At 70.7% G+C, this 20668-nt stretch carries 15 protein-coding genes (1 of these 15 cut by a window edge); 7 read left to right on the forward strand and 8 right to left on the reverse strand.

All coding sequences use genetic code 11. The features are described 5' to 3' along the window. Both FL344_RS17840 and FL344_RS17845 read left to right on the forward strand, forming a co-directional pair. Positions 1-6621 carry the final stretch of a non-ribosomal peptide synthetase gene (locus tag FL344_RS17840; protein WP_141619371.1) on the forward strand. The gene continues 6813 nt to the left of window position 1, outside the view, so 6621 of the gene's 13434 nt are visible here — the last part of the coding sequence; the start codon falls outside the window, past its left edge; it ends in the stop codon at positions 6619-6621. Continuing rightward, positions 6618-7082 carry a DUF2269 domain-containing protein gene (locus FL344_RS17845; protein ID WP_141592659.1) on the forward strand — a complete coding sequence of 155 codons (465 nt, stop codon included), beginning with the start codon at positions 6618-6620 and terminating at the stop codon, positions 7080-7082. Before FL344_RS17840 ends, FL344_RS17845 begins: the two co-directional genes overlap by 4 nt. An 85-nt stretch (positions 7083-7167) precedes the next feature. On the opposite strand, the gene FL344_RS17850 is transcribed toward FL344_RS17845, so the two are convergent. From FL344_RS17850 to FL344_RS17865, 4 genes are all read right to left on the reverse strand, one after another. Further along, positions 7168-8673 (reverse strand): DEAD/DEAH box helicase, encoded by a 1506-nt coding sequence (locus tag FL344_RS17850; RefSeq protein WP_141592660.1) that lies wholly within the window; start codon positions 8671-8673, stop codon positions 7168-7170. 349 nt (positions 8674-9022) lie between these two features. Then, complete coding sequence (gene fusA, locus FL344_RS17855) at positions 9023-11131, reverse strand: elongation factor G (RefSeq protein ID WP_141619372.1); 2109 nt, start codon at positions 11129-11131, stop codon at positions 9023-9025. A 434-nt stretch (positions 11132-11565) separates the two neighbouring features. Beyond that, positions 11566-12756 carry a cyclic nucleotide-binding domain-containing protein gene (locus tag FL344_RS17860; RefSeq protein WP_141619373.1) on the reverse strand — a complete coding sequence of 397 codons (1191 nt, stop codon included), beginning with the start codon at positions 12754-12756 and terminating at the stop codon, positions 11566-11568. 119 nt (positions 12757-12875) lie between these two features. After that, positions 12876-13352, reverse strand: coding sequence for an FKBP-type peptidyl-prolyl cis-trans isomerase (locus FL344_RS17865; protein WP_228565147.1), 477 nt, complete (start codon positions 13350-13352; stop codon positions 12876-12878). Positions 13353-13522: 170 nt separating this feature from the next. Here FL344_RS17865 and FL344_RS17870 point away from each other — a divergent pair, with 170 nt between their 5' ends. Continuing rightward, entirely contained in the window at positions 13523-14719 is a 1197-nt protein-coding gene (locus tag FL344_RS17870; RefSeq protein ID WP_141619375.1) for a metallophosphoesterase, read from the forward strand. Between the two features lie 14 nt (positions 14720-14733). On the opposite strand, the gene FL344_RS17875 is transcribed toward FL344_RS17870, so the two are convergent. Then, positions 14734-15498, reverse strand: coding sequence for a ZIP family metal transporter (locus FL344_RS17875; protein ID WP_194863148.1), 765 nt, complete (start codon positions 15496-15498; stop codon positions 14734-14736). A gap of 192 nt (positions 15499-15690) precedes the next feature. Here FL344_RS17875 and FL344_RS17880 point away from each other — a divergent pair, with 192 nt between their 5' ends. The 3 genes from FL344_RS17880 to FL344_RS17890 are packed head-to-tail and all read left to right on the forward strand — an operon-like array spanning position 15691 to position 17236. Then, complete coding sequence (locus FL344_RS17880; RefSeq protein WP_141619377.1) at positions 15691-16242, forward strand: RNA polymerase sigma factor; 552 nt, start codon at positions 15691-15693, stop codon at positions 16240-16242. Next, positions 16239-16904 (forward strand): DUF1109 domain-containing protein, encoded by a 666-nt coding sequence (locus FL344_RS17885; protein WP_141619378.1) that lies wholly within the window; start codon positions 16239-16241, stop codon positions 16902-16904. The genes FL344_RS17880 and FL344_RS17885 overlap by 4 nt, the downstream gene beginning before the upstream one ends. Continuing rightward, entirely contained in the window at positions 16901-17236 is a 336-nt protein-coding gene (locus FL344_RS17890) for a Carotenogenesis protein CarS (protein ID WP_141619379.1), read from the forward strand. The genes FL344_RS17885 and FL344_RS17890 overlap by 4 nt, the downstream gene beginning before the upstream one ends. A 16-nt stretch (positions 17237-17252) precedes the next feature. Here FL344_RS17890 and FL344_RS17895 read toward each other — a convergent pair whose 3' ends face one another. The 3 genes from FL344_RS17895 to FL344_RS17905 are packed head-to-tail and all read right to left on the reverse strand — an operon-like array spanning position 17253 to position 20089. Further along, a complete protein-coding gene (locus FL344_RS17895) occupies positions 17253-17765 on the reverse strand; it encodes a hypothetical protein (RefSeq protein ID WP_141619380.1) in 513 nt (170 codons plus the stop codon). A gap of 50 nt (positions 17766-17815) precedes the next feature. Beyond that, the gene (locus FL344_RS17900) at positions 17816-18871 is read right to left on the reverse strand and encodes a hypothetical protein (RefSeq protein ID WP_228565148.1); all 1056 of its coding nucleotides are present in this window, start codon (positions 18869-18871) and stop codon (positions 17816-17818) included. 60 nt (positions 18872-18931) lie between these two features. Next, a complete protein-coding gene (locus FL344_RS17905; RefSeq protein WP_141592672.1) occupies positions 18932-20089 on the reverse strand; it encodes an AI-2E family transporter in 1158 nt (385 codons plus the stop codon). Positions 20090-20167: 78 nt separating this feature from the next. Between FL344_RS17905 and FL344_RS17910 the strand changes: the two genes are divergently transcribed. Continuing rightward, on the forward strand, positions 20168-20641 hold the full coding sequence (locus tag FL344_RS17910; protein ID WP_141592842.1) for a hypothetical protein: 474 nt from the start codon (positions 20168-20170) through the stop codon (positions 20639-20641). The last annotated feature ends 27 nt before the right edge of the window (positions 20642-20668 follow it).

Consider the following 20668-nt stretch of genomic DNA (forward strand, 5'->3'; position numbering starts at 1 on the left):
GACTACCGGGACTTCGCGTACCAGCAGCGGCGGCACCTCCAGGGCGAGGTGCTGGAGCAGCGGCTCGACCACTGGCGGAAGAAGCTTCATGGCGCGCCGTCGGCCCTGGACCTGCCCATGGACCGGCCTCGTCCTCCCCGGACGAGCATGCGCGGCGCCACCGAGCGCATCGCCCTGGGCAAGGCGCTGAGCGAGGCCATCGAGGCCTTGAGCCTGCGCACGGGTGGAACCAGCTTCATGGTCCTCATGGGCGGCTTCGCGGCCTACCTGGCGCGCATCACCGGGCAGGATGACATCGTCATCGGCACGCCCGTGGCCAACCGCGACCGCGCGGAGCTCGAGTCCCTGATTGGCTTCTTCGTCGGGACCCTGCCACTGCGCATCGACCTGTCCGCTAATCCGACCTTCGAGGAGCTCGTCGCGCGCGTCCGTGCCTCCGCGCTGGAGGCCTACGCGTACCAGGACGTTCCCCTGGAGAAGATTGTCGAGGCGCTCGGGGTCGAGCGGAACCTGAGCCACGCCCCGCTGTTCCAGGTGATGTTGATGCTGCAGAACACCCCGGAGGGCCACCTGAGCCTTCCGGGGCTGGCGCTGGAGCCCATCGACCTGGAGATCGAGAGCGCGAAGTTCGACCTCACCTTGAGCTTCGAGCCCACACGCGAAGGGCTGTCCGGCGTCATCGAGTACAGCACGGACCTCTTCGACGCGGACCGCGTCGAGCGGATGGTCGCCCACCTCCAGGTGCTCTTCGCCGACGCGGTGGCGCATCCGGAGAAGCGGTTGTCAGAGCTCGCGCTCCTCCCCGAGCAGGAGCGCGGCGTCGTCGCCGCGTTCACCCAGGGGCGCGTGGTGGCGCCCACGCGCCACGTCCCGGCCCACCGGCTCGTGGAGGAACACGCGGAGCGAACGCCGGATGCCATCGCGCTCGAACTGGGGCAAGAGCGGCTCACGTATGGCGAGCTGAACCGCCGGGCCAACCGCGCCGCGCACCAACTCATCGCGATGGGCGCCGGCCCGGAGAAGCTGGTGGCCCTGGCCGTGCCTCGGTCGTTCGAGATGCTCATCGGCCTGCTCGCCATCTGGAAGGCGGGGGCGGCCTACGTCCCGCTCGACCTCTCGTATCCGAAGGATCGGCTCGACGGCATCCTGGAGGACTCGGGCGCCGCGCTCATGGTGAGCACCCATGCGGCGGAGCAGAAGTGGCGCGCGCCGCAGGTGCGCACGCTCTGGCTGGACGAGCCCGCGGATGCCGCGCCCACCGGCAATCCCGACAGTGGCGTTCGCATGGAGAACGCCGCCTACGTCATCTACACCTCGGGCTCCACGGGCAGACCCAAGGGCGTGATTCTGGAGCACCGGGGGCTCGCGAACGTCATCGAGATGCAGCGGCACGAGCTGGGCGCCGACGCGGGCTGCGTCATGCTCCAGTTCTCCTCCATCTCCTTCGACGTCTCGGTCTGGGAAATCGTCATGGCCCTGACCAACGGGGGCCGGCTCGTGGTGGCCCCCGCGGACACGCTGCTCGCGGGCGACGAACTGGCCAAGGTGCTGCTGGCTCACGGCGTCACGCACATGGTGCTGCCCCCGACGTCCTATGCGGCGCTCCCCACCGACCGCGAGTACCCCGCGCTTCGCATGCTGACGTCCGCGGGAGAGGCCCTTCCGCCTGAGGTCGTCCACACGTGGGCGCGGCCCGGCGTCCAGTTCGTCAACGCCTATGGCCCCACCGAGGTGTCCATCATCAGCACGCTCGGCCACTGCCGACAGGACGACCCGGGTGCTCCGCCCATCGGGCGCCCCGCCCTCAACCTGGAGGGGTACGTCCTGGACCGCCACGGCGCACTGCTGCCCATTGGCGTCCCGGGCGAGCTGCACATCGGAGGCGTCGGTGTCGCCCGCGGTTACCTGAACCGTGAGGAGCTCACGCGCGAGAAGTTCATCCCGCATCCGTTCAAGCCCGACGCACGGCTGTACCGGAGCGGAGACCTGGTCCGCTGGCGCAAGGATGGCAACCTCGAGTACCTCGGGCGCATCGACCATCAGGTCAAGCTCCGTGGCTATCGCATCGAACTGGGTGAAATCGAAGCGGTGCTGGCCTCCTACCCCGGTGTGGCGAAGGCCGTGGCCAACGTTCATTCCGCGGGTGCCCAGGGGGGCGTGAAGGCCCTGATTGCCTACGTCGTCTCGGCCCAGCCCGTGGAGGTGCACGCGCTCCGCGAGTACGCCCGGAAGAAGCTCCCGGAGTTCATGGTGCCCGCGCAGTTCATCCACCTGGAGGAGCTGCCGTTGTCGTCCAGCGGCAAGGTGGACAAGCGACGTCTACCGCCGCCGCGCTTCGAGGCGTCCGCGAGCGAGACGCGCTTCGTGCCCCCGCGTACGCCCACCGAGCAGACGCTGGCCTCGCTGTGGGAGTCGCTCCTGGAGCGCCGTCCGATTGGCGCGGAGGACAACTTCTTCGACTTGGGCGGGCACTCGCTTCTGGCCGCGCAGGTCATGAGCCGCGTGCGGAGGACGTTCGGTGTCGACGTGCCCCTCTCCGCCATCTTCGAGCAGCCGACGCTGACGGCACTGGCGGCGGTGATTGCCGCCAAGGAGGCCGCACCCCAGCTTCCGCCGCTGGTCCGGCTGACGAGTCCCGGGGACCGGCCCCTTTCATTCGCGCAGGAGCGGCTGCGATTCCTCGCCGAGCTCGAAGGAGAGAGCGCGGCCTACAACATCCCCATCGCGTTCACGTTGCGCGGCTCGCTGGACGAGGCCGCGTTGCGACGAAGCCTCCAGCGCGTGCTGGAGCGCCATGAGGTCCTCCGGACGAACTTCCCGCTCGTCGACGGTCTGCCGGTGGCCCGGGTGGCCGACGCGGTGCTCACGCTGACCACAGAGGACCTCCGCCACGCTGGCGCGGCAAGCCTCGACCAGCGGCTGGCCGAGGAGTCCGCCCGGCCCTTCGCGCTGGACGTGGGCCCCGTGGTGCGCGTGCACCTGTTCAAGCGCGCGGACGATGAACACGTGCTCCTCGTGGCCATGCACCACATCGTGTCCGACGGCTGGTCCTTCGGCGTGATGATGCGTGAGTTCTCCGCGTTCTACGCCGCGGAGGTCCGGGGCGAGCCGCTGGCGCTTCCGGCCCTTCCCATCCAGTACACGGACTACGCGGCGTGGCAGCGGAGCTGGCTCGACGGCCAGGCCCGGGAGCATCAGCTCGGCCATTGGCGCAAGGCGCTCGCGGGTGCGCCCGCCGTGCTGGACCTGCCGACTGACAGGCCCCGGCCCGCGGTCCGGAGTCACCGGGGTGCCACCGAGCCGCTGGCGTTGGCGCCCGACGTGGCCCAGGCCCTCACCTCGCTCTGCCGTGAGCAAGGGGTGACGGCCTACATGGCATTGCTCGCCGCCTTTGGCGCCTACCTGGGCCGGGTGAGTGGGCAGGACGACGTGGTCATCGGCTCACCATTCGCCGGCCGCCGCATCGCGGAGACGGAGCCGCTCATCGGGTTCTTCGTGAACTCGCTGCCCCTGCGCATCGACCTGGGCGGCGAGCCCACGTTCCTCGAGCTCCTCCAGCGCGTCCGACGCCAGGTGCTCGACGCCCATGAGCACCAGGACGTCCCTTTCGAAAAGCTGGTCGAGGTGCTCAAGCCGGAGCGCGTGCTCGGAACCAGTCCGCTCTTCCAGGTGATGCTCGCGTACCAGCAGACGCACACCGCGAAGATGGCGCTGCCGGACCTGGAGGTCACCCCGGTGACCATCCCCAGCGGCGCCGCCAAGTTCGACCTCACCCTGACGCTGTCCGAGACGGCCCAGGGGTTCGAAGGCGTGCTGGAATACGACCGCGACCTCTTCGACGCCTGGCGCATCCAGGCGATGGTGCGCCAGTTGACGGGCTTCATCACGCGGCTGGCCGCCGAACCGCGGTCGAAGGTCGTGGATGTCGACCTGCTGGGCGCCGAGGAGCGTGCCCGGCTCACGCCTCGCGCACCGGAGGCGACACCGTCCCTTCCCCCCGTGCACGAGGTCATCGCGACCCAGGCCGCGAAGACGCCAACGGCCATCGCCGTCGACGCCGAGGACGGCACGCTCACCTACGCGGCCTTGGAGGCTCGCGCGAACGCCGTTGCCCAGGCGCTGGTCCAGCGCGGCGTCACGCCGGGAACACTGGTGGCCCTCGCCGTGGAACGCTCCGTGGGGATGATGGCGGGGCTGCTCGGCATCCTCAAGGCGGGCGCGGCCTACGTCCCGCTCGACCCGGCCTACCCCCGCGAGCGGCTGACGTTCATGCTCGAAGACAGCGGCGCGCGGGTGGTCGTCACGCAAGCGCACCTCTCCTCGCGGTTCCCGGGAACCGACGTGGTGGTGCTCGGGGACGACACCCTGGAGTCGTTCGAGCCACGGAGCGGCGCACTGGCGTACTGCCTGTTCACCTCCGGCTCGACGGGACAGCCCAAGGGCGTGCTGATTGAGCACTCCGCCCTGGCCAACCACATGGCGTGGATGGACGACGCCATGCCGCTGGCTCACGAGGACCGGGTGCTCCAGCGCACGTCGCTCAGCTTCGACGCATCGGTCTGGGAGCTGTTCGCCCCGCTGATGGTGGGTGCCCGGCTGGTGCTGGCGCCGCACGGCCTTGGCGCGGATACGGAGCACCTGGCCCGCGTGCTGCGCGAGCGCGACGTCTCCGTGCTCCAACTGGTGCCCTCGCTGCTGACGGCGCTGGTGGAGGAGCCCGGCTTCGCGAACCTCCCGGCGCTCCGGCGCGTCTGCGTGGGTGGAGAGCCCCTGCCCTCCGCGACCGTCGCCACGCTCTTCAGCCGTTCGAAGGCGGAGGTGTGGAACCTCTACGGACCGACAGAGGCGACCATCGATTCGCTGGCGCACCGGTGCCTGCCCGGACAGGTGGGCGCGCACGGCCCGACCGAGCCCATTGGCCTGCCCATCCACCGGATGGAAGCGCTCATCCTGGATGGCAGGCTTCGCCCTGTCCCGGAGGGTGTCCCCGGAGAGCTCTATCTCGCGGGGCCCGGCCTGGCGCGCGGCTACCTCAACCGCCCGGAGCTGACGCAGTCGCGCTTCATCGAACATGCCTTCCCTGGAGGCCCGACGCTGCGCATGTACAAGACGGGTGACGTGGTCCGCCGGCTTGCGGATGGCACGTTCCTGTTCGTGGGCCGCGCCGACCGGCAGGTGAAGCTGCGCGGGCATCGCATCGAGCTGGGCGAGGTCGAAGCCGCCATTGCCCGGCACCCGGCGGTGCGTGAAGCCGTCGCGCTGGTGCGCGGCACGGGTGGAGACTCCCGGCTGGTGGCCTTCGTGGTGCCCCATGCGTCCGCGCAGCGCCCCGAGCCCACCGAGCTCCGGAGCTTCGTCGAGCAGCAGCTCACGGCGAACATGGTGCCTGGGCAGTTCGTCCTCCTGGACGCGCTGCCGCTCGCGCCCAACGGAAAGGTGGACACGCGAGCGCTGAGCGCGATGGAGCTCGCCGACGCGCGCGTCACCGCCCTGGAGGGCCTGCCGCGTGATGCCCTGGAGCTGGAGCTGGTCCGGCTCTTCGAGGAGGTGCTTGGCGTGCGCGCCGTGGGCATCCACGACAGCTTCTTCGACCTGGGCGGCCACTCACTGTTGGCGCTCAAGATGAAGCTCGCGGTGGAGAAGCGCCTGGGCCGCCCGCTTCCGCTGGTATCCCTGTTCAGGAACCCGACGCCCGCGCAGCTCACGGCGGTCCTCCGGACCGAGAACGCGGCCGTCTCTCCGCTGGTGCCGCTCACCCCCGAGGCCCACGCACTCATGGCCGCCGGCGCCGCGAACTCGAACCGGACGCCGGTGCTCTACCTGGTGCCCGGTGGAGGCTCGACGCCGTTCTACCTGTTGTCCCTCGCCAGACACCTGGAAGGCGTCGCCGTGTTCGGCCTCCAGCCGCAGGGCCTGGATGGCGACGTGCCACCTCACGAGTCGGTGGAGGCCATCGCCACGTGGTACGCGGACGCCATCCTGGCCATGCAGCCCGAAGGCCCCTACTCCGTCGGTGGACACTCCATGGGCGGACACATCGCCTACGAGCTGGCCCAGGAGCTCAAGGCCCGCGGACGCGAGGTGGGCGTCGTCGCCATGCTGGATACCCTGGCGCCCTTCCCCGACGTCACCCGGCCGCAGGGCGAGGGCTGGGACACGGCGCAGTGGATGCTCCACCTCGCCGGCATCATGGAGGCGTTCTTCAACGTGAAGATCGACCTCGCCCTGCCTGAAGTGCGCGCCATGGGCGAAGCCGAGCGGCTCCAGTTCTTCGTCGCACGGCTCCAGGCCGCGGCGGTCCTCCCCGAAGGCGCGCAGCCCGTCCACGTGCAGGGCATCCTCAACGTGGCGCGGGCCCATGACGCCCTGAACTACCGGCCCCGCCGTGGACAACCGGTTCCCCTGGCGGTGTTCCGCGCGGAGGACCGCAGTGGCCCCAGCACGGCGGCGCTCGACGCGCTCGTGCAAGACGGCACGCTCGGCTGGAGCCAGTTGACGCAGCAGGCCTGCTCGGCCTACCCCGTCCCTGGCACCCACCTGTCGCTGCTCCGCGATCCGCACGCGGCGGTGCTCGCCCAGCACCTGCTCGCGCTCATTCCCAGTCCGACACCCGCCCCATGAACGTCCACAACGTCCTGAAGCTCCTGCACCTCATCGCCGTCGTGGTGTTCCTGGGCGACATCGTCGTGACGGCCGTGTGGCGGTTGCTCGCGGACAGGACGCGCGAGCCCCGGGTGATTGTCTATGCCCTGCGGCTGGTGCAGTTCACCGACAAGTACCTGCTGGTGCCCAGCGTCTTCGCGCTCGCCGCCACCGGCATGCTGCGCGCGCACCTCCAGGACATCCCCCTGTGGACGAACCCGGCGCTCGCCGCGGGACAGGTCTGCTTCATGCTGTGCGGCATCGTCTGGCAACTCACGCTGCGCCCCATCCAGGCGCGGCAGCTGGCCATGGCCGAGGCGCTCGGCGACACCGGGGCCTCGTTCGACGACTACCTGCTGCTCACGCAGAAGTGGTTCCGCTGGGGCATCCTGGCCATGGCGCTCGCCTTCGGCTCCATGGCGCTGATGGTCCTCCACTGACACGCGAAAGGGAGCCCGCCCCATTGGCGCGAGCTCCCTTTCTGGACTTCACGGCGGGCCGGAGCCGCCGCCTGGCCTCAGCCGCTCAGAACCACTTGGGCGACGGGCGACGCGGGGGAAGCGGGGAGGCCTCGGGGGCCTTCGCCGGAGCCTGCGCCACCGCGGGACGGCCGCCACCCGAACCCCTGGAACCGCCCTGGCCACCCCGGCTGGCGTTGCCACCGGAGCCACCCGAGCCCTGCGCCGAGCGGCCACCCTCGGGACGGCCCTGTCCACGGCCTCCGCCGCCAGCGCCACCACGGCCCCCCCGGCGGCGGCGCGAAGCCCCCGCGGAGTGTCCGCCTCCACCACCGTTGCCCGCGGGACGCGGCGTGCCCTGGGGCCTCCCACCGTTGCCCGAAGGACGGGCCTCCGGCGCGGCGCCGGACGCATGACTCACGGGACGCGGCGCGGGCTGGCCCGACCGGTACGGATGGTCCTCCACCACGGGCACGTTGCGGCGGATGGTGCGCTCGATGTCGCGCAGGTACGCGCGCTCCTCGGCGTCGCAGAAGGACACCGCGGTGCCACTGGCCCCCGCGCGGCCCGTGCGGCCAATGCGGTGCACGTACTGCTCCGGCACGTTGGGCAGGTCGTAGTTGACGACGTAGCTCAGCCCGTCGATGTCGATGCCGCGCGCGGCGATGTCCGTGGCCACGAGCACGCGGAGCGTCCCGGAGCGGAACTCGTCGAGCGCGCGCTCACGGGCATTCTGGCTCTTGTTGCCGTGGATGGCCGCCGAGCTGACGCCCGCGCCCTCCAACTGCTTCGCCACCCGGTTCGCGCCGTGCTTGGTGCGGGTGAAGACGAGCGCGCGGTGGATGTTGCCTTCCTTCAGCAGGTGCGTCAGCAGTCCGCGCTTCTGCTCGCGCTCCACGAAGTACACCTGCTGGCTCACCGTCTCCGCGGTGCTGGACGCCGGCGTCACCTCCACGCGGATGGGGTCCGTGAGGATGCTGCGCGCCAGGTCCACGATGTCCGGGGGCAGCGTGGCGCTGAAGAACAGCGTCTGCCGCTTGGGCGGCAGCGCCTTGATGACGCGCCGCACGTCGTGGATGAAGCCCATGTCGAGCATGCGGTCCGCCTCGTCGAGCACGAACACCTCGAGCGAGCGCAGCGACACGAAGCCCTGCTCCATCAGGTCGAGCAGGCGGCCCGGCGTGGCCACCAGCACATCCACGCCACTGCGCAGCATCTGGACCTGCGGATTCTGGCCCACGCCACCAAAGATGACGGCGTGACGCAGGGGGAGCCCCTTGCCGTAGGTCCCGAAGCTGTCGCCCACCTGCCCCGCCAGTTCGCGCGTGGGCGTCAGGACCAGGCAGCGCACCGGGCGAGCCCCGCCCGCGGGCGCCTTGGCGGACAGCCGCTGGAGGATGGGCAGCGCGAAGGCCGCCGTCTTGCCCGTGCCCGTCTGGGCCACGCCGAGCACATCCCGCCCGGCCAGCGCGTGGGGGATGGCCTTCTGCTGGATGGGCGTGGGGGTGGTGTAACCCTCTGCCTTGACGGCGCGCAGGAGGGTGTCGTGAAGCTGAAGATCGTCGAAAGTCATGGGTTCCTGACGTTGAAGTGAGCCCGCCTCCTCCCCAGGGGAGGAAGCCCGCGCAGCGCGCCCAGTCGGACGCATGTCCGGGGCGCCTGGCGGTGCGCGGTCGGGCCCGGCCGGCCGAACCGCTTTGGGAACGGATGGGAACAGGGGGTCTCCCCTACCCATTCCGGAGAATCGGCGCGGGACCCTGCACTTTCCCGTCCCGGAAGTCCCGTGAAATCAACGGCTTGCTTTCCGGTTTTGTGGCCCCTGATGGACATTTGTACAGGGTCCAGATCCTTCCAAGTCGAAAGACCCGGAATGCCCTACAGGCCCCGGGAGCCGCTCCTGGCTCCCGGGGCCGCCCTTCACCTCAGGCCCGGGCCTCCGCCGCGTAAGAGGCCTGGAGTGCCTCTGGCACCGGCTCGTACGCGCCCAGACGCATGCTGGCCTGGGCCCGGCCCTGGGTGCGGCCTCGCAGCCCGGTGACGTAGCCGAAGAGGCTGGCCATGGGCACCCGCGCGGAGACGAGCCGCACCACGCCGCGCGCCTCCATGCCCAGCACCCGCCCCCGCCGCGCCGCCAGGTCTCCCAACACCTCGCCGAGGTACTCCTCGGGCGTGGTGACCTCCACCTCCATCACCGGCTCCAACTGCTGCACGCCCGCCCTGTGCGCCGCCGCCTGAAGCGCCAGGGAGCCGGCCACGGCGAAGGCCTGGGGCGTGGAGTCACGCACGTGCGTGTCCCCATCCAAGAGCCGCACCTCCACGTCCACCAGCGGCACGCCGTCCCGCACGCCTCGGGCCATGGCCCCGGCCACGCCCTTCTCGATGGCGGGCACCAGCTCCTTGGGAATGGTGCCCCCGCGCGTGTCGTCCGTGAAGACGAGCCCCGCGCCACGCGCCGCCGGCCCCACGTCCAGCACCACGTACGCGTACTGTCCGGGCCCGCCCGACTGGCGGACGTGGCGGTACTCCTGCCGCACGTGACGCCGGAGCGTGTCGCGCCAGGCCACCTTGGGCTGGCCCACGCGGGCCTCCACGCCGTGCTCTGTCCTCAAGCGGTCCACCACTACCTCCAGGTGCAGCTCACCCATGCCGGACAGCAGCACCTGGCCGCTCTCCGGGTCCACGCCCACACGCAGCGACGGGTCCTCCGCCGCCAGCCGGTGCAGGCCGTCCTCCAGCTTCGTCAGCTCCGCGGGCGAGCGCGCCTCCACGGCGAGCTGCACCACGGGCTCCATGACGCCCAGCGACTCCAGCACCAGGGGCTCCGCCGGGTCGCACAACGTGTCGCCCGTGCGCACGCCCTTCAGGCCCAGCGCCGCGCAGATGTCTCCCGCATGGACCTCCGCCACTTCTTCGCGGCGGTTGGCGTGCATGAACATCAAGCGCCCCACCCGCTCACGCCGCCCGGTGGCGGGGTTGAGCAGGACGGTGCCGGCGCGCAGCGTGCCCGAATAGACGCGGAGGAACACGATGCCGCCCACGGCCTTGTCGCTCATGAGCTTGAAGGCCAGGGCGCAAGGCGGCCCCGAATCGGATACGGGCCGGGACACACGCTCCTCCTTGCCCGGGACAAAGCCCTCCACGGCGGGCATGTCCGACGGCGCGGGGAGGTAGTTGACGATGGCGTCCAGCAACATCTGCACTCCCTTCTTCTTGAAGGCCGACCCGCACAGCACCGGCACCAGCGTCCGCGCGAGGGTGCCCGAGCGCAGCGCGCGCTCCAGGTCCTCCGCGGTGATGTCCTCCAACCGCCCGTCCACGAACTTCTCCAGCACGGTGGCGTCCTCGTCCGCGCACACCTCGATGAGCCGCAGTCGCTGCGCCTCCACCTCCGCGCGCACCGCCTCCGGCACGGACTGGCCGTCGACGAAGCTTCCGTCCTCCCCGTCGAACATCACGGCCCGCATCCGCACCAGGTCCACCAGCCCGCGGAACTCCGAGCCCTCGCCCAGGGGCCACTGCACGGCCACCGGACGCGCGCCCAGCCGCGCCTGGATGGACGCGACGCTCATGGCGAAGTCCGCGCCCACCTTGTCCATCTTGTTGATGAAGGCGATGCGCGGCACGTGGTACCGGTCCGCCTGCCGCCACACCGCCTCCGACTGAGGCTCCACGCCCTGGCTCGCGTCGAAGACGGCGACCGCGCCGTCCAGCACGCGCAGCGAGCGCTCCACTTCGATGGTGAAGTCCACGTGCCCTGGGGTGTCCAGGACGTTGATGCGGTGGGGCACACCCGCGCCCATCCCCTGCCGGGGTTGCCAGAACGCGGTGGTGGCCGCGGAGGTGATGGTGATGCCGCGCTGCTTCTCCTGCGGCAGCCAGTCCATCTCCGTGGCTCCGTCGTGCACCTCGCCCACGGAGTGGATGCGACCGGTGAAGAAGAGGACGCGCTCGGTGAGCGTCGTCTTCCCCGCGTCGATGTGCGCCATGATGCCGATGTTGCGGTACCGCTCGATGCGTGTGTGGCGAGACATGAAGGACTCCCGTTCCCGTCGAGCAGCGAGGCTCGCGGGTTGAATTGAGGCGCTGGTTGAAATGAAGGGATGACGCCGCGAACGCCTCAGCGGCACGCACGCGCGACTCGCCGGAGGGGCACGTCAGGCCCGCTCAGGGACGCGTGAGGACGCACGAAGACGCGGCAAGAGAGAGGGCGGAGCCAGGGCTCACGGCAAACGGGAACCAGCCAACCCGCGCGCCGGAGACACCGGTCCGCCAACTCAAATGTCGAGCAGAACCTCGTGACGGGGGGCGAGGCACACGTCCGCCGCCGGCGCGAACGTGCGCGCACACAGCAGGGCGTTGAAGAAGACGGGCCTCATGATGCGTTTGAAATAAAGCACAGACACCGTGTTGTCAATCCGGGCGCGGGTGCGAACACGCGAGCCCGGAATGACAGACATGCGCGCCGTCAGGTGCTGAGCGCCCGCACGCGCGCCGCGAGGTTGTGCGTGAACAGGCGGAAGATGCGCAGCGCCGCCGCGTCATGCGTGTCCAGGTAGTGCTGGAATCCCGCGCGGGTGACGCGCAGCGCGCGGACCGCCGTGCGCGCGCGGACCTGGGCGGACACCGGGGCATCCTGCACCAGGGAGATTTCTCCCAGGTAGGCGCCAGGCCCCAGCGTGTTGAGCCGGCGCGCGTCCGTCTCCGGCCCGCTGAACACGTCCACCTCGCCCTCCAGGAGCACGAAGAGGCCGCTGCCCGGCGAGCCCTTCTCCAGCAGCACCGCGCCCGCCGGGATGAGCACCTGTCGCGCCACGCGGTACAGGTCCTTCATGTCCTCGAGCGACAGCTCTCCGAAGATGGGGATGGCCTTCAGGTAGTGGTAGCCATTGGACTCCGGCGCCGCCGCGTTCGAGGGCAGACGCGCGATGACGGCCTCGGCCTCCGCGTCCATGCCCAGGCGGCGCAACAGCCGGGCCTTCTCCGCCGCCAGCGCCGGGTCTCCCCGTGCCGACTCCGTGCCGCGCACCGTGTCGGCCAGGAGCGCCAGCGCACGCCGTGTGAAGCCCTCGCCATCCAGCAGCTTGCACATGCGCAGCACGGACTCCAGGTGACGCGGGTCACCGGAGGGAACGCTCGCGAGCGCTTCCACCTCCGCGTGCGGCTGGCCCAGCTCGCGGTAGAGCTGCGCCGCCTCGTACGGACGCCCCAGGCGCACCAGGCAGTGCGCCATGGCCTCACGCGCGCCCAGGCCGCGGTAGGCCTCCAGCGCGCGCTCCATGGCGCCGCCCCGCTCGAAGGCGGCCGCGGCGCGCTCCACCTCACCCGCGCGCAGGTACGCCTCCGCCGCGTCCACGTAACGCCCGCCCTGGACGTACAGCTCCGCCACCAGGGCCGCGGCGCCACAGCCATCCAGCAGGCGCGCGGCGCCCGAGAAGTCGCGGGCCTGGCGCAGGACTTCCGCCAGACGCTGGCGCTCCGCCACCGCGGCCTGCGCGGCCTCCTTCTGGAGCCGCTCGCGCTGGGAGCTCCCCAGCTCCTCGTAGAGCTGCGCCGCCACCTCGGACGACGGCTGCATGAGCAGCCCGTGGAACGCGCCCTCCCCCGGGACTGCTGCTCGGGGGCCTTCCAAACTCATCTCCGCCTCGGACCGCGACATCGCTCGCCTCCCCCAATTCCGGGTCACCACGAACCTCCAGGCCGGTCCACGCCGACCCGAACTTCCCGGAAGACAAGGAAATCCTATAGCACGACGGCGAGCGGAGTTCCTCGCCTCCGTCAGCGGACGGACACGAGCTCGGTGTCGAAGATGAGGACCGTGTACGGCGGAATCCGTCTGCCCGAGCCGGTGGCGCCATACCCCAGGGACGACGGGATGATGAGGCGACGACGGCTCCCCACGCGCATGCCGGCGATGCCTTCATCCCAGCCCGCGATGACCTGCCCCACGCCCAGGGTGAAGCCGATGGCGGGCCCGTTGCCGGTGGCGTCGAAGCTGCGGCCGTCCGGCAGGTAGCCCGTGTAGCGCACCTGCACGCGCTTGCCCGCCTCGGCCTGCGCGCCATCCTCCACGACGAAGGTGTCCTGGATGTAGAGCCCGCTCTCCAGCCGGGTCATCTCTGCCAGGTTCACATTGAGCGACTCCGCGTACGTCACCTTGGTCGGGTCTCCCGAGTCGGGGTTGACGCTTTCGTCGTCGCCACAGCCGAGGAGCGAGACAGCCAGGAGCATGGGAACCAGCAGGGAGCGGAGCATGACGACCTCGAAGGGGTGCGTGAACCGGGAATCGGCCTCGCGGGATGGCGAAGCCTGCCCCGGCGCGGCGGCGTGGGAAAGGGGCCAGGGGTGTGCCCATGCCGCCTTCCCGCCTGCTCCCCTGGAATCCTGGAGCGCGGCGGGAACGCTTTCGTTATGCAGGATTCCCGATGCCACGCTGGGTCAGCCTGCTCCTCTTCTTCGTTCCCGTGCTCGCCGTCCTGTTGGTGGGCCATGTCTATCTCTACCGCCGGCTCGTCCGTGACGTGACGAAGCGCAAGTGGCTGCGGCGCACCGCCCAGGGGCTGTTCGCCGTGGGCTTCGTCGGAGCCCTGAGCGCGCGGGCCATTGGTTCCGTGCTGCCCTCCGAGGGCGCCCGTCGCCTGGGCATCGTCTTCCTCCTGTGGATTGGCCTGGTCCTCTACCTGCTCATGTTCACCCTGGCGGTGGACATGGTACGGGCCCTGGCCACGTGGCGTGAGCGCCGCAAGGCACGCGCGAAGACGACGGCCCCCACCGCGCCCGCGTCGCCGGAGCGCCGGGCGCTGCTGGGTCAGGGGCTCGCGGTGGGCGCGGGGCTCGCGGGCGTGGCGATGAGCTCCTACGGCGGCTGGCGCGCGTACCACCCACCCGATGTGCGAGACATCCCCGTGCGGCTGCCCCACCTGCCGCGCGAGCTGGAAGGCCTCACGCTGGTGCAACTCACCGACATCCACATCGGCGGGGTGATTCAGCGCCGCTTCATCGATGAGCTGGTGTCCCGCACCAACGCACTCAAGCCGGACGTCATCGCCATCACCGGGGACCTGGTGGACGGCTCCGTGAATGCGCTGGGAGTCTTCGCCGCCGGCCTGGGGAAGCTGAGCGCGCGGTACGGCACCTGGTTCGTCACCGGCAACCACGACTACTACTCGGGCGCCGATTCGTGGGTCGCCTTCCTGGAGGGGCTGGGCATCCACACGCTGCGCAACCGCTCCGTGTCCATTGGCGACGGCGCGGCCTCCTTCCAACTGGCGGGCGTGGACGACTGGAGCGCGCACCGCATGGGCGAGCGCGGCTATGACCTGGACGCGGCGCTGCGCGACGTGCGGCCCGACCGCGCCTCCGTGCTGCTGGCGCACCAGCCGTCCAACTTCGACGAGGTGGCCCGGCGCGGCGTGGGGCTCCAAGTCTCAGGGCACACGCACGGCGGACAGATGTTCCCGGGCAACCTGATGGGCGACCTCATCTGGGGAGACCGCAACGCGGGCCTGAGCCGCACGGGCGACTCACTCATCTACGTCAGCCGGGGTTGTGGCTTCGTGGGCCCACCCATGCGCGTGGGCGCGCCCCCGGAGATTGCCCGACTGGTGCTGCTGCCCGCGTAGTCCCCCGGGCCGCGTCAGCCCAGCGACATGTCCAGCACCAGCGCGAGCACGAAGCCCCACATGAGGCCGGTGGTGGCCTCGCGCTCGAAGCCGCCGCGGTGGCTCTCCGGAATCATCTCGTGGCTGATGACATAGAGCATCGCCCCGCCCGCGAAGGCCAGTCCCCACGGCAGCAGCGCGGAGCTGAGTGACAGGGCCAGGAGGCCGAACAGCGCTCCGACCGGTTCCACCAGGCCGGTGAGCAGCGCCAGGAACGCGGCGCGCGACGCGGACGCCCCCGTGGCCCGCAGCGCCAGCGCCACCACCAGGCCTTCGGGAATGTTCTGCGCGCCGATGCCCAGCGCCACCGACAAACCCAGCTCCGGCTGCGGCGCGGCGAAGGACACCCCCACCGCCAGCCCTTCCGGGAAGTTGTGCAGCGTCATGGCCAGCACGAACAGCAGCGCGCTGTTCCACTTCGCGCCGCCATGGCCCTCGTGGCCCTTGAGCACGTGTTCGTGCGGCATCAGGTCGTGCCACACGCGCAGGAACAGCCCACCCAGCAACACACCCGCCGCCACGCGCAGGGCCGCCGAAGGCCCGTCATGGCCCTGCCCTCTCACCAATTCCATCGAGGGGATGACCAGTGAGAAGGACGTAGCCGCCAGCATCACGCCCGCGCTGAAGCCCAACATCCGGTCCTGCGCCTTCCGGCTGAGCTCCGAGGTGACGAGCACCGGCAGCGCGCCCAGTCCCGTCGCCGTGCCCGCCAGCAGGCTTGCCACCAACCCCGCCCCCATGCCTTCGATGCTCCAATGGTCCACGCGTCCGAGGTGCCTCCGCGCCCAACACTAACGGCCTCGCCCTCCGGGGCAGGACAGGATGTTGCCGCCGTTCGCAACCCCGTGACTTTCCAGAGCTTTCCCCACCGAACCTCGAGAATCACGACCGCCGGAAACACTTTCGCAGGTGGCCCGTAGAGGAGTCGGGTGATGCGGAGCCAAACGGACGAAGCACTCATGGAACGGTTTCGCGACGGAGCACAGGACGCCTTCGAGGACCTCTTCGCGCGGCACGCGCCGCGGGTCCAAGGCTTCCTGGCCCGGATGGTGCGCAATGGCGCGCTCGCGGAAGATTTGCTCCAGGCCACCTTCTTGTCCGTCATCCGCTCGCGGGGCCGCTACGAGCCCGGCACCCGCTTCACCCCCTGGCTGATGACCATTGCCGCGAACGCCGCGCGCGACGCGCTGAGGCATCAGCGGCACGTCGACGCCTATGCATCCCAGGAGGACACCGCGACGCCCGCATCCCCGGCGCCGGATGACAGCGACCCGTCGCTGCGCAGGCACCTGCTGGACGCCTTGCAACAACTCCACCCGGACCACCGTGAAGCCGTGGTGCTCAGCAAAGTGGAGGGCTGGTCCTTCGAGGAGATTGGCGCGCTGCGGGGCATCAGCCCTGGCGCCGCGCGGCTGCGGGCGCACCGGGGCTACGAAAAGCTGCGCGAGCTGCTGGGCGAGCTGGAGCTGGAGGTGGCGCGATGAAGCCACCGATGGACCTGGACTCGTTGCTCACCCAGACGCCCGCGAAGGACAGCGCCGCGCTGGAGCGCGTGCTCGCCGCGGCCCGGGGTGAACTGGCGCTTCGTCGTCCTGTGCGGCGCTGGCGCACGCAGGCCGTCGGGTTGATGGCGGCGTCGGCGGGACTGGGCCTGCTGGCGGCCGGGGTGATGCTCGCGGTGGGCGCGGTCACCGGCTCCCTGCTCCTGGCACGCGCGCCCCTGCTGGCGATGCTGGTGGGAACCAGCGCGGTGTGCGCCTGGGGCGCGCTGTCTCCCAAGGGACACTGGATGCGCCGGCTGGGCGTGGGGCTGGCGGTGGTCAGCGCGGCGGCCCTGGTGCTCGCGCGGGGCACGCCGCACAGTCCCCCATCGCTCCCGGGCTGGGTCTGCACCGTCAGTCACCTGGCCATTGGCGTGGTGCCGCTGGTGGTGGCGTTGTTCGCGCTGCGCGGGACCTTCTTCCAGCCGCTGCGCGCCGTGGTGGCGGGCCTGTCGGTGGGCTCGACGGGCGCGCTGCTCGGAGAGCTCGCCTGTGAGCAGGACTGGCGGCACGTCCTCTCCCACCACCTGCTCGCATGGGTCGTCATCACCGTCGTGCTGGTGGTCATCTCGAAGTCGCTCAAGCCCCGTTCCTACGCGCCATGATCCAGGACCCCTCACTCATCATCTGCCATGACGTGGACGGCGCACCGGTGCGCATTGGCGCGAAGGTGAAGGTCGTGCCGCACTCCGAGGATGGCACCATCAGCCAGCGGTTCCTGGGCCAGACGGGAATCGTCGTGGGGCTGGTGTTCGACGACCCGGCCACGCAGTACCCCGATGACCCGCTCATCCAGGTGCTCGTCGAAGGGCTGGGCGAAGACCTCTTCTTCCCGGAGGAGCTGGAGCTGGCCCCGGAGTGGGCCCGCAACCGGATTGCCCAGCACCGTCAGGCCGTGCGAACCGGCGGCCGGAGTTCGCTGGAGCGGATGCCCTGACGTGGTGGGACCCGCGTCAGCGCGTCCCCGGCTGCGCTCGCGCGAACGCCACCGCCTGAGAAATCGCCTTGGAGCTGGGAAAGAGGCTCCGCGCCCGTTCCTCCACCTCCAGCGCCGCCTCCAGTTGTCCCTGCGCGCCCAGCGCGTGAATCCACCCCGCCCACGCTTCCTCCAGCAAGGCCATCGCGGCGCTGGCCGCGGAGGAGAAGGCGCGCTCCGCCTCATCCGGCGCCTGTCGCACCGAGACGAGGAAGTGTCCCAGCGCCAGCAGGGGCTCGGGGGCCCCCGCGGAGACGTCTGACGCGGAGCGGAGCACCTGCTCGGCCTCGGACACCGCGGCCTCCGGGTCCGCCGCTTCGTGCCGGCCAACCAGCAACGTGCGGCTCAACGACAGGAGGTTGGGAACGAACGCGGGACAGCTCTGCGCCAGCGCGCGGTACGCCTCGAGCCGGTGACCGCCCTCCAGCGGCTCCGCGTTCGCCAGCTTCCACTTCCTGCGCAGCTCCTGGGGGGACACGTGCTCGGACATGTCCGCACCCTACGCCTCCGCCGCGCCGGAGTGGGAGCCGGCAACGCGCCTCAGTAGGACGCGGTGATGCCCCAGTGCAGGCTGGAGTACGTCTCCGCCGCCACGCCGCCCTCATCCCAGCCCAGCTTCGTGCCGGCGCCGGAGAACGTGTCCTGGAAGCGGGACAGACGGAAGCGGACCGAGTAACCGAAGGGCCCCCAGATGTCGCCCCCGACGCCCAGCTCCGCCTCCCAGCCGAAGCTGGACACCGACGTGCCGTAGTCGCTGACCTCCGCGTCCAACGCCGCGCTGCCGGCACCCAGGCCCTTTCCCGGCTTCGGGCTCAGGAAGAACTGACCCGCGCCCTCCAGCCGGACCCAGCGCAGCAGCAGCACCGACACCTCCAACCCCACGGCGGGGAACAAGCGGTGCGTCCCGGTGAGCGGGCTGTTGGAGGACGCGTCCACGTCGAAGGCGCGGGTGAGAAGGCCCGCGCGCAGCCCCGCATGGCCCAGCAACGCGTTCGCCTCCCCCATGCCGAAGAAGTAGCGGTACAGCGCCTGCGCGGTGAGCACCGAGTCGGTGGCCACCGCCTCGCGCGTGGTCGACCGGCCGGCGTCACTCTCCAGCGTCACGTTGGTGGAGGAATAGCCACGCCGGTAACCCAGCGACAGGCCCAGGCCGCGCAGCAGGGATTCGCTGTTCGCCAGCGGCAGCAACTCCAGATCGGCGGCGATGCCCAGGTACGGCACCGACGACGCATAGCTCACCGTGTCCCCCAGGCGCTCGTTCGCCGGGAGCCGGTCATATTCGCCACAGGACTTCACGCCGGGCCGCGCGCAGGCGTTGCGCCACGTCGTCGTGCCCCCCAACGTCAGCCGCGCCAGGGGCGGGCGCGCCGGCGCGTCTCCCACCGTGCCGCCAGAGCCCGAATCCAGCGCCACCTCCAGGAATGGGGCCTGCCGCCGCCGCGCATCTCCCTCCACCTCCCGCACCACGACGCTCGGCTTCGCCGGTCCCGAGTCCTTCCGCTCCGCGGCGGCGGCCAGGGCCTGCGGCGAGGCCAGTGCCACCGCCAGGGCACACCACAGCCCCCAGCGAACCATCGAGTGTCGGGCGGTCGTCATTCCCCAGGGAGGTTCACCCACCCCGTCGGGGAAGTCCAGGCTCGGCGGTTCTCCCGCCGCTCAGGCGTTGAGCGTCGCGGCGGGTCCCATCGCCGGCGCCGCGGGAGCCATGCGGGAGGAGGCGGGCTCGGACACGGGAGGCTCCGACGTGTTCTCGTCATGGGCCGACAGGTGCTCGGCGCGGCCGATGCCCAGGAAGTCCCGGCGGTAGATGCGGACCATGGCCATGAAGATGGAGGCGATGAGCGGCCCCACCAGCAAGCCCATCATCCCGAACACGGCCAACCCGCCGAACATGGACAGGAAGACGAGCAGCGGGTGCAGCGCCATGCGCGAACCACACAGCCGGGGCCGGATGACGTTGTCGATGCTGCCCACCAGGAAGGCGCCCCAGGCCAGGAGGAACACGCCCTCACTCACCTGGTTGGCGGCGATGAGCACCACGCCAATGGGCCCCCACACCAGGGCCGTGCCGCCCACGGGCACCAGCGCCACCAGCACCATGGCCGCGCCCCACACGCCGGCATGCGGCACCCCCGCGATGAGCAGCCCGACGAAGCCCACGGCGCCCTGGATGAGCGCGGTGACGGTGTTGCCATAGATGATGGCGTAGGCGACGTCGGTGAACTCGCGCGCGAAGGCCTCGAAGTAGCGCCTGTCCAGCGGGATGAGCCGCATGACCTCGGCCACCAGCCGGCGCCCGTCGAGGAAGAAGTAGTACATGGCCACGGACATCAGGAACAGGTTGATGACCAGGTCCGTGCCCGCCGCCGCCACGTCGCGCAGCAACGACGCGCCGCCCGTCATCGCGGCCAGGAGCGCCCGCTCCGTCTCCGCGCTGTCCACGTCCAGCCGGAGATAGCGCTCCAGGCCCAGCGGCAGGCTGGCGAGGAACGGGTGACGCAGGTGTTGCTGCTCCAACAGGACCTGCGCCTGGCCCACGAGCTGAAACACTTCCCGCGCCACCATCCACCCAACCAGCGCCAGCGGCGCCAGGATGAGGACGAACACGGTGACGGTGGACACCCCGGCGCTGAGAGACTTGCGGCCCCCCAGCTTCTGGCACAGGGAGTCCTGCACCGGCATGAACAGCACCACCAGGAAGCCGCCCAGCAACACCGGCATCAGGAACGGCAGCAGAATCCTGGAGAAGAGAATCAGCGCCAGGGCAAAGAGCCCGGCGAATACAAAATTGGACCACCGCCTCGAGTCAGCCACCGAACGCCGCCCTTGCCCAACGTAGGAACCGGCCGTCCCACCGGGAAGTCCGGCTTCCGTCTCAAGGAGAACCAAGTCATGACTTCTGGACGTTTCGCCCCCTTCTTCGCCGGGTTGCTCCTGCTCACCACCGGAGGCTGTGGCGGAGAAGCGCCCCGCTGCACGGACTGCCCCGCGGTCGAAGGCCGCTACCGGCTGCAATTCGACACGAGCGCGGGCGTGCCTCCAGAGTGCGCGCTCCTGGGGGTGGAGGTTCCCACGGGTGAAGTCCTGGACATCACCCGCTCGGGCGAAAACCTCACCAGCCGGCTGGCGGGCGTCCCCGTCCGGGGCACCATCACCTCCCAGGGGACCTTCCTGATGACGGGAACGGGAGTGCCCTCGGCGAACCGGACGGACACCCTGACGCTCACCGGCAGCTACCTGGCGCCGCTGGCGGATGGCGGGACGGCGTCCATCAACGGCGTCCTCACGGGCAGCTACGTGCGCGCGTCCGACACGGGGGGACAGCGCTGCAACGTCAGCAGTCCGTTCTCGGCGACCCGGGACTGAGCCACGGGCCGCACGAGCACGGTCGAA

The organism is Myxococcus sp. AB036A (assembly GCF_006547355.1).
Lineage (GTDB): Bacteria > Myxococcota > Myxococcia > Myxococcales > Myxococcaceae > Myxococcus > Myxococcus virescens.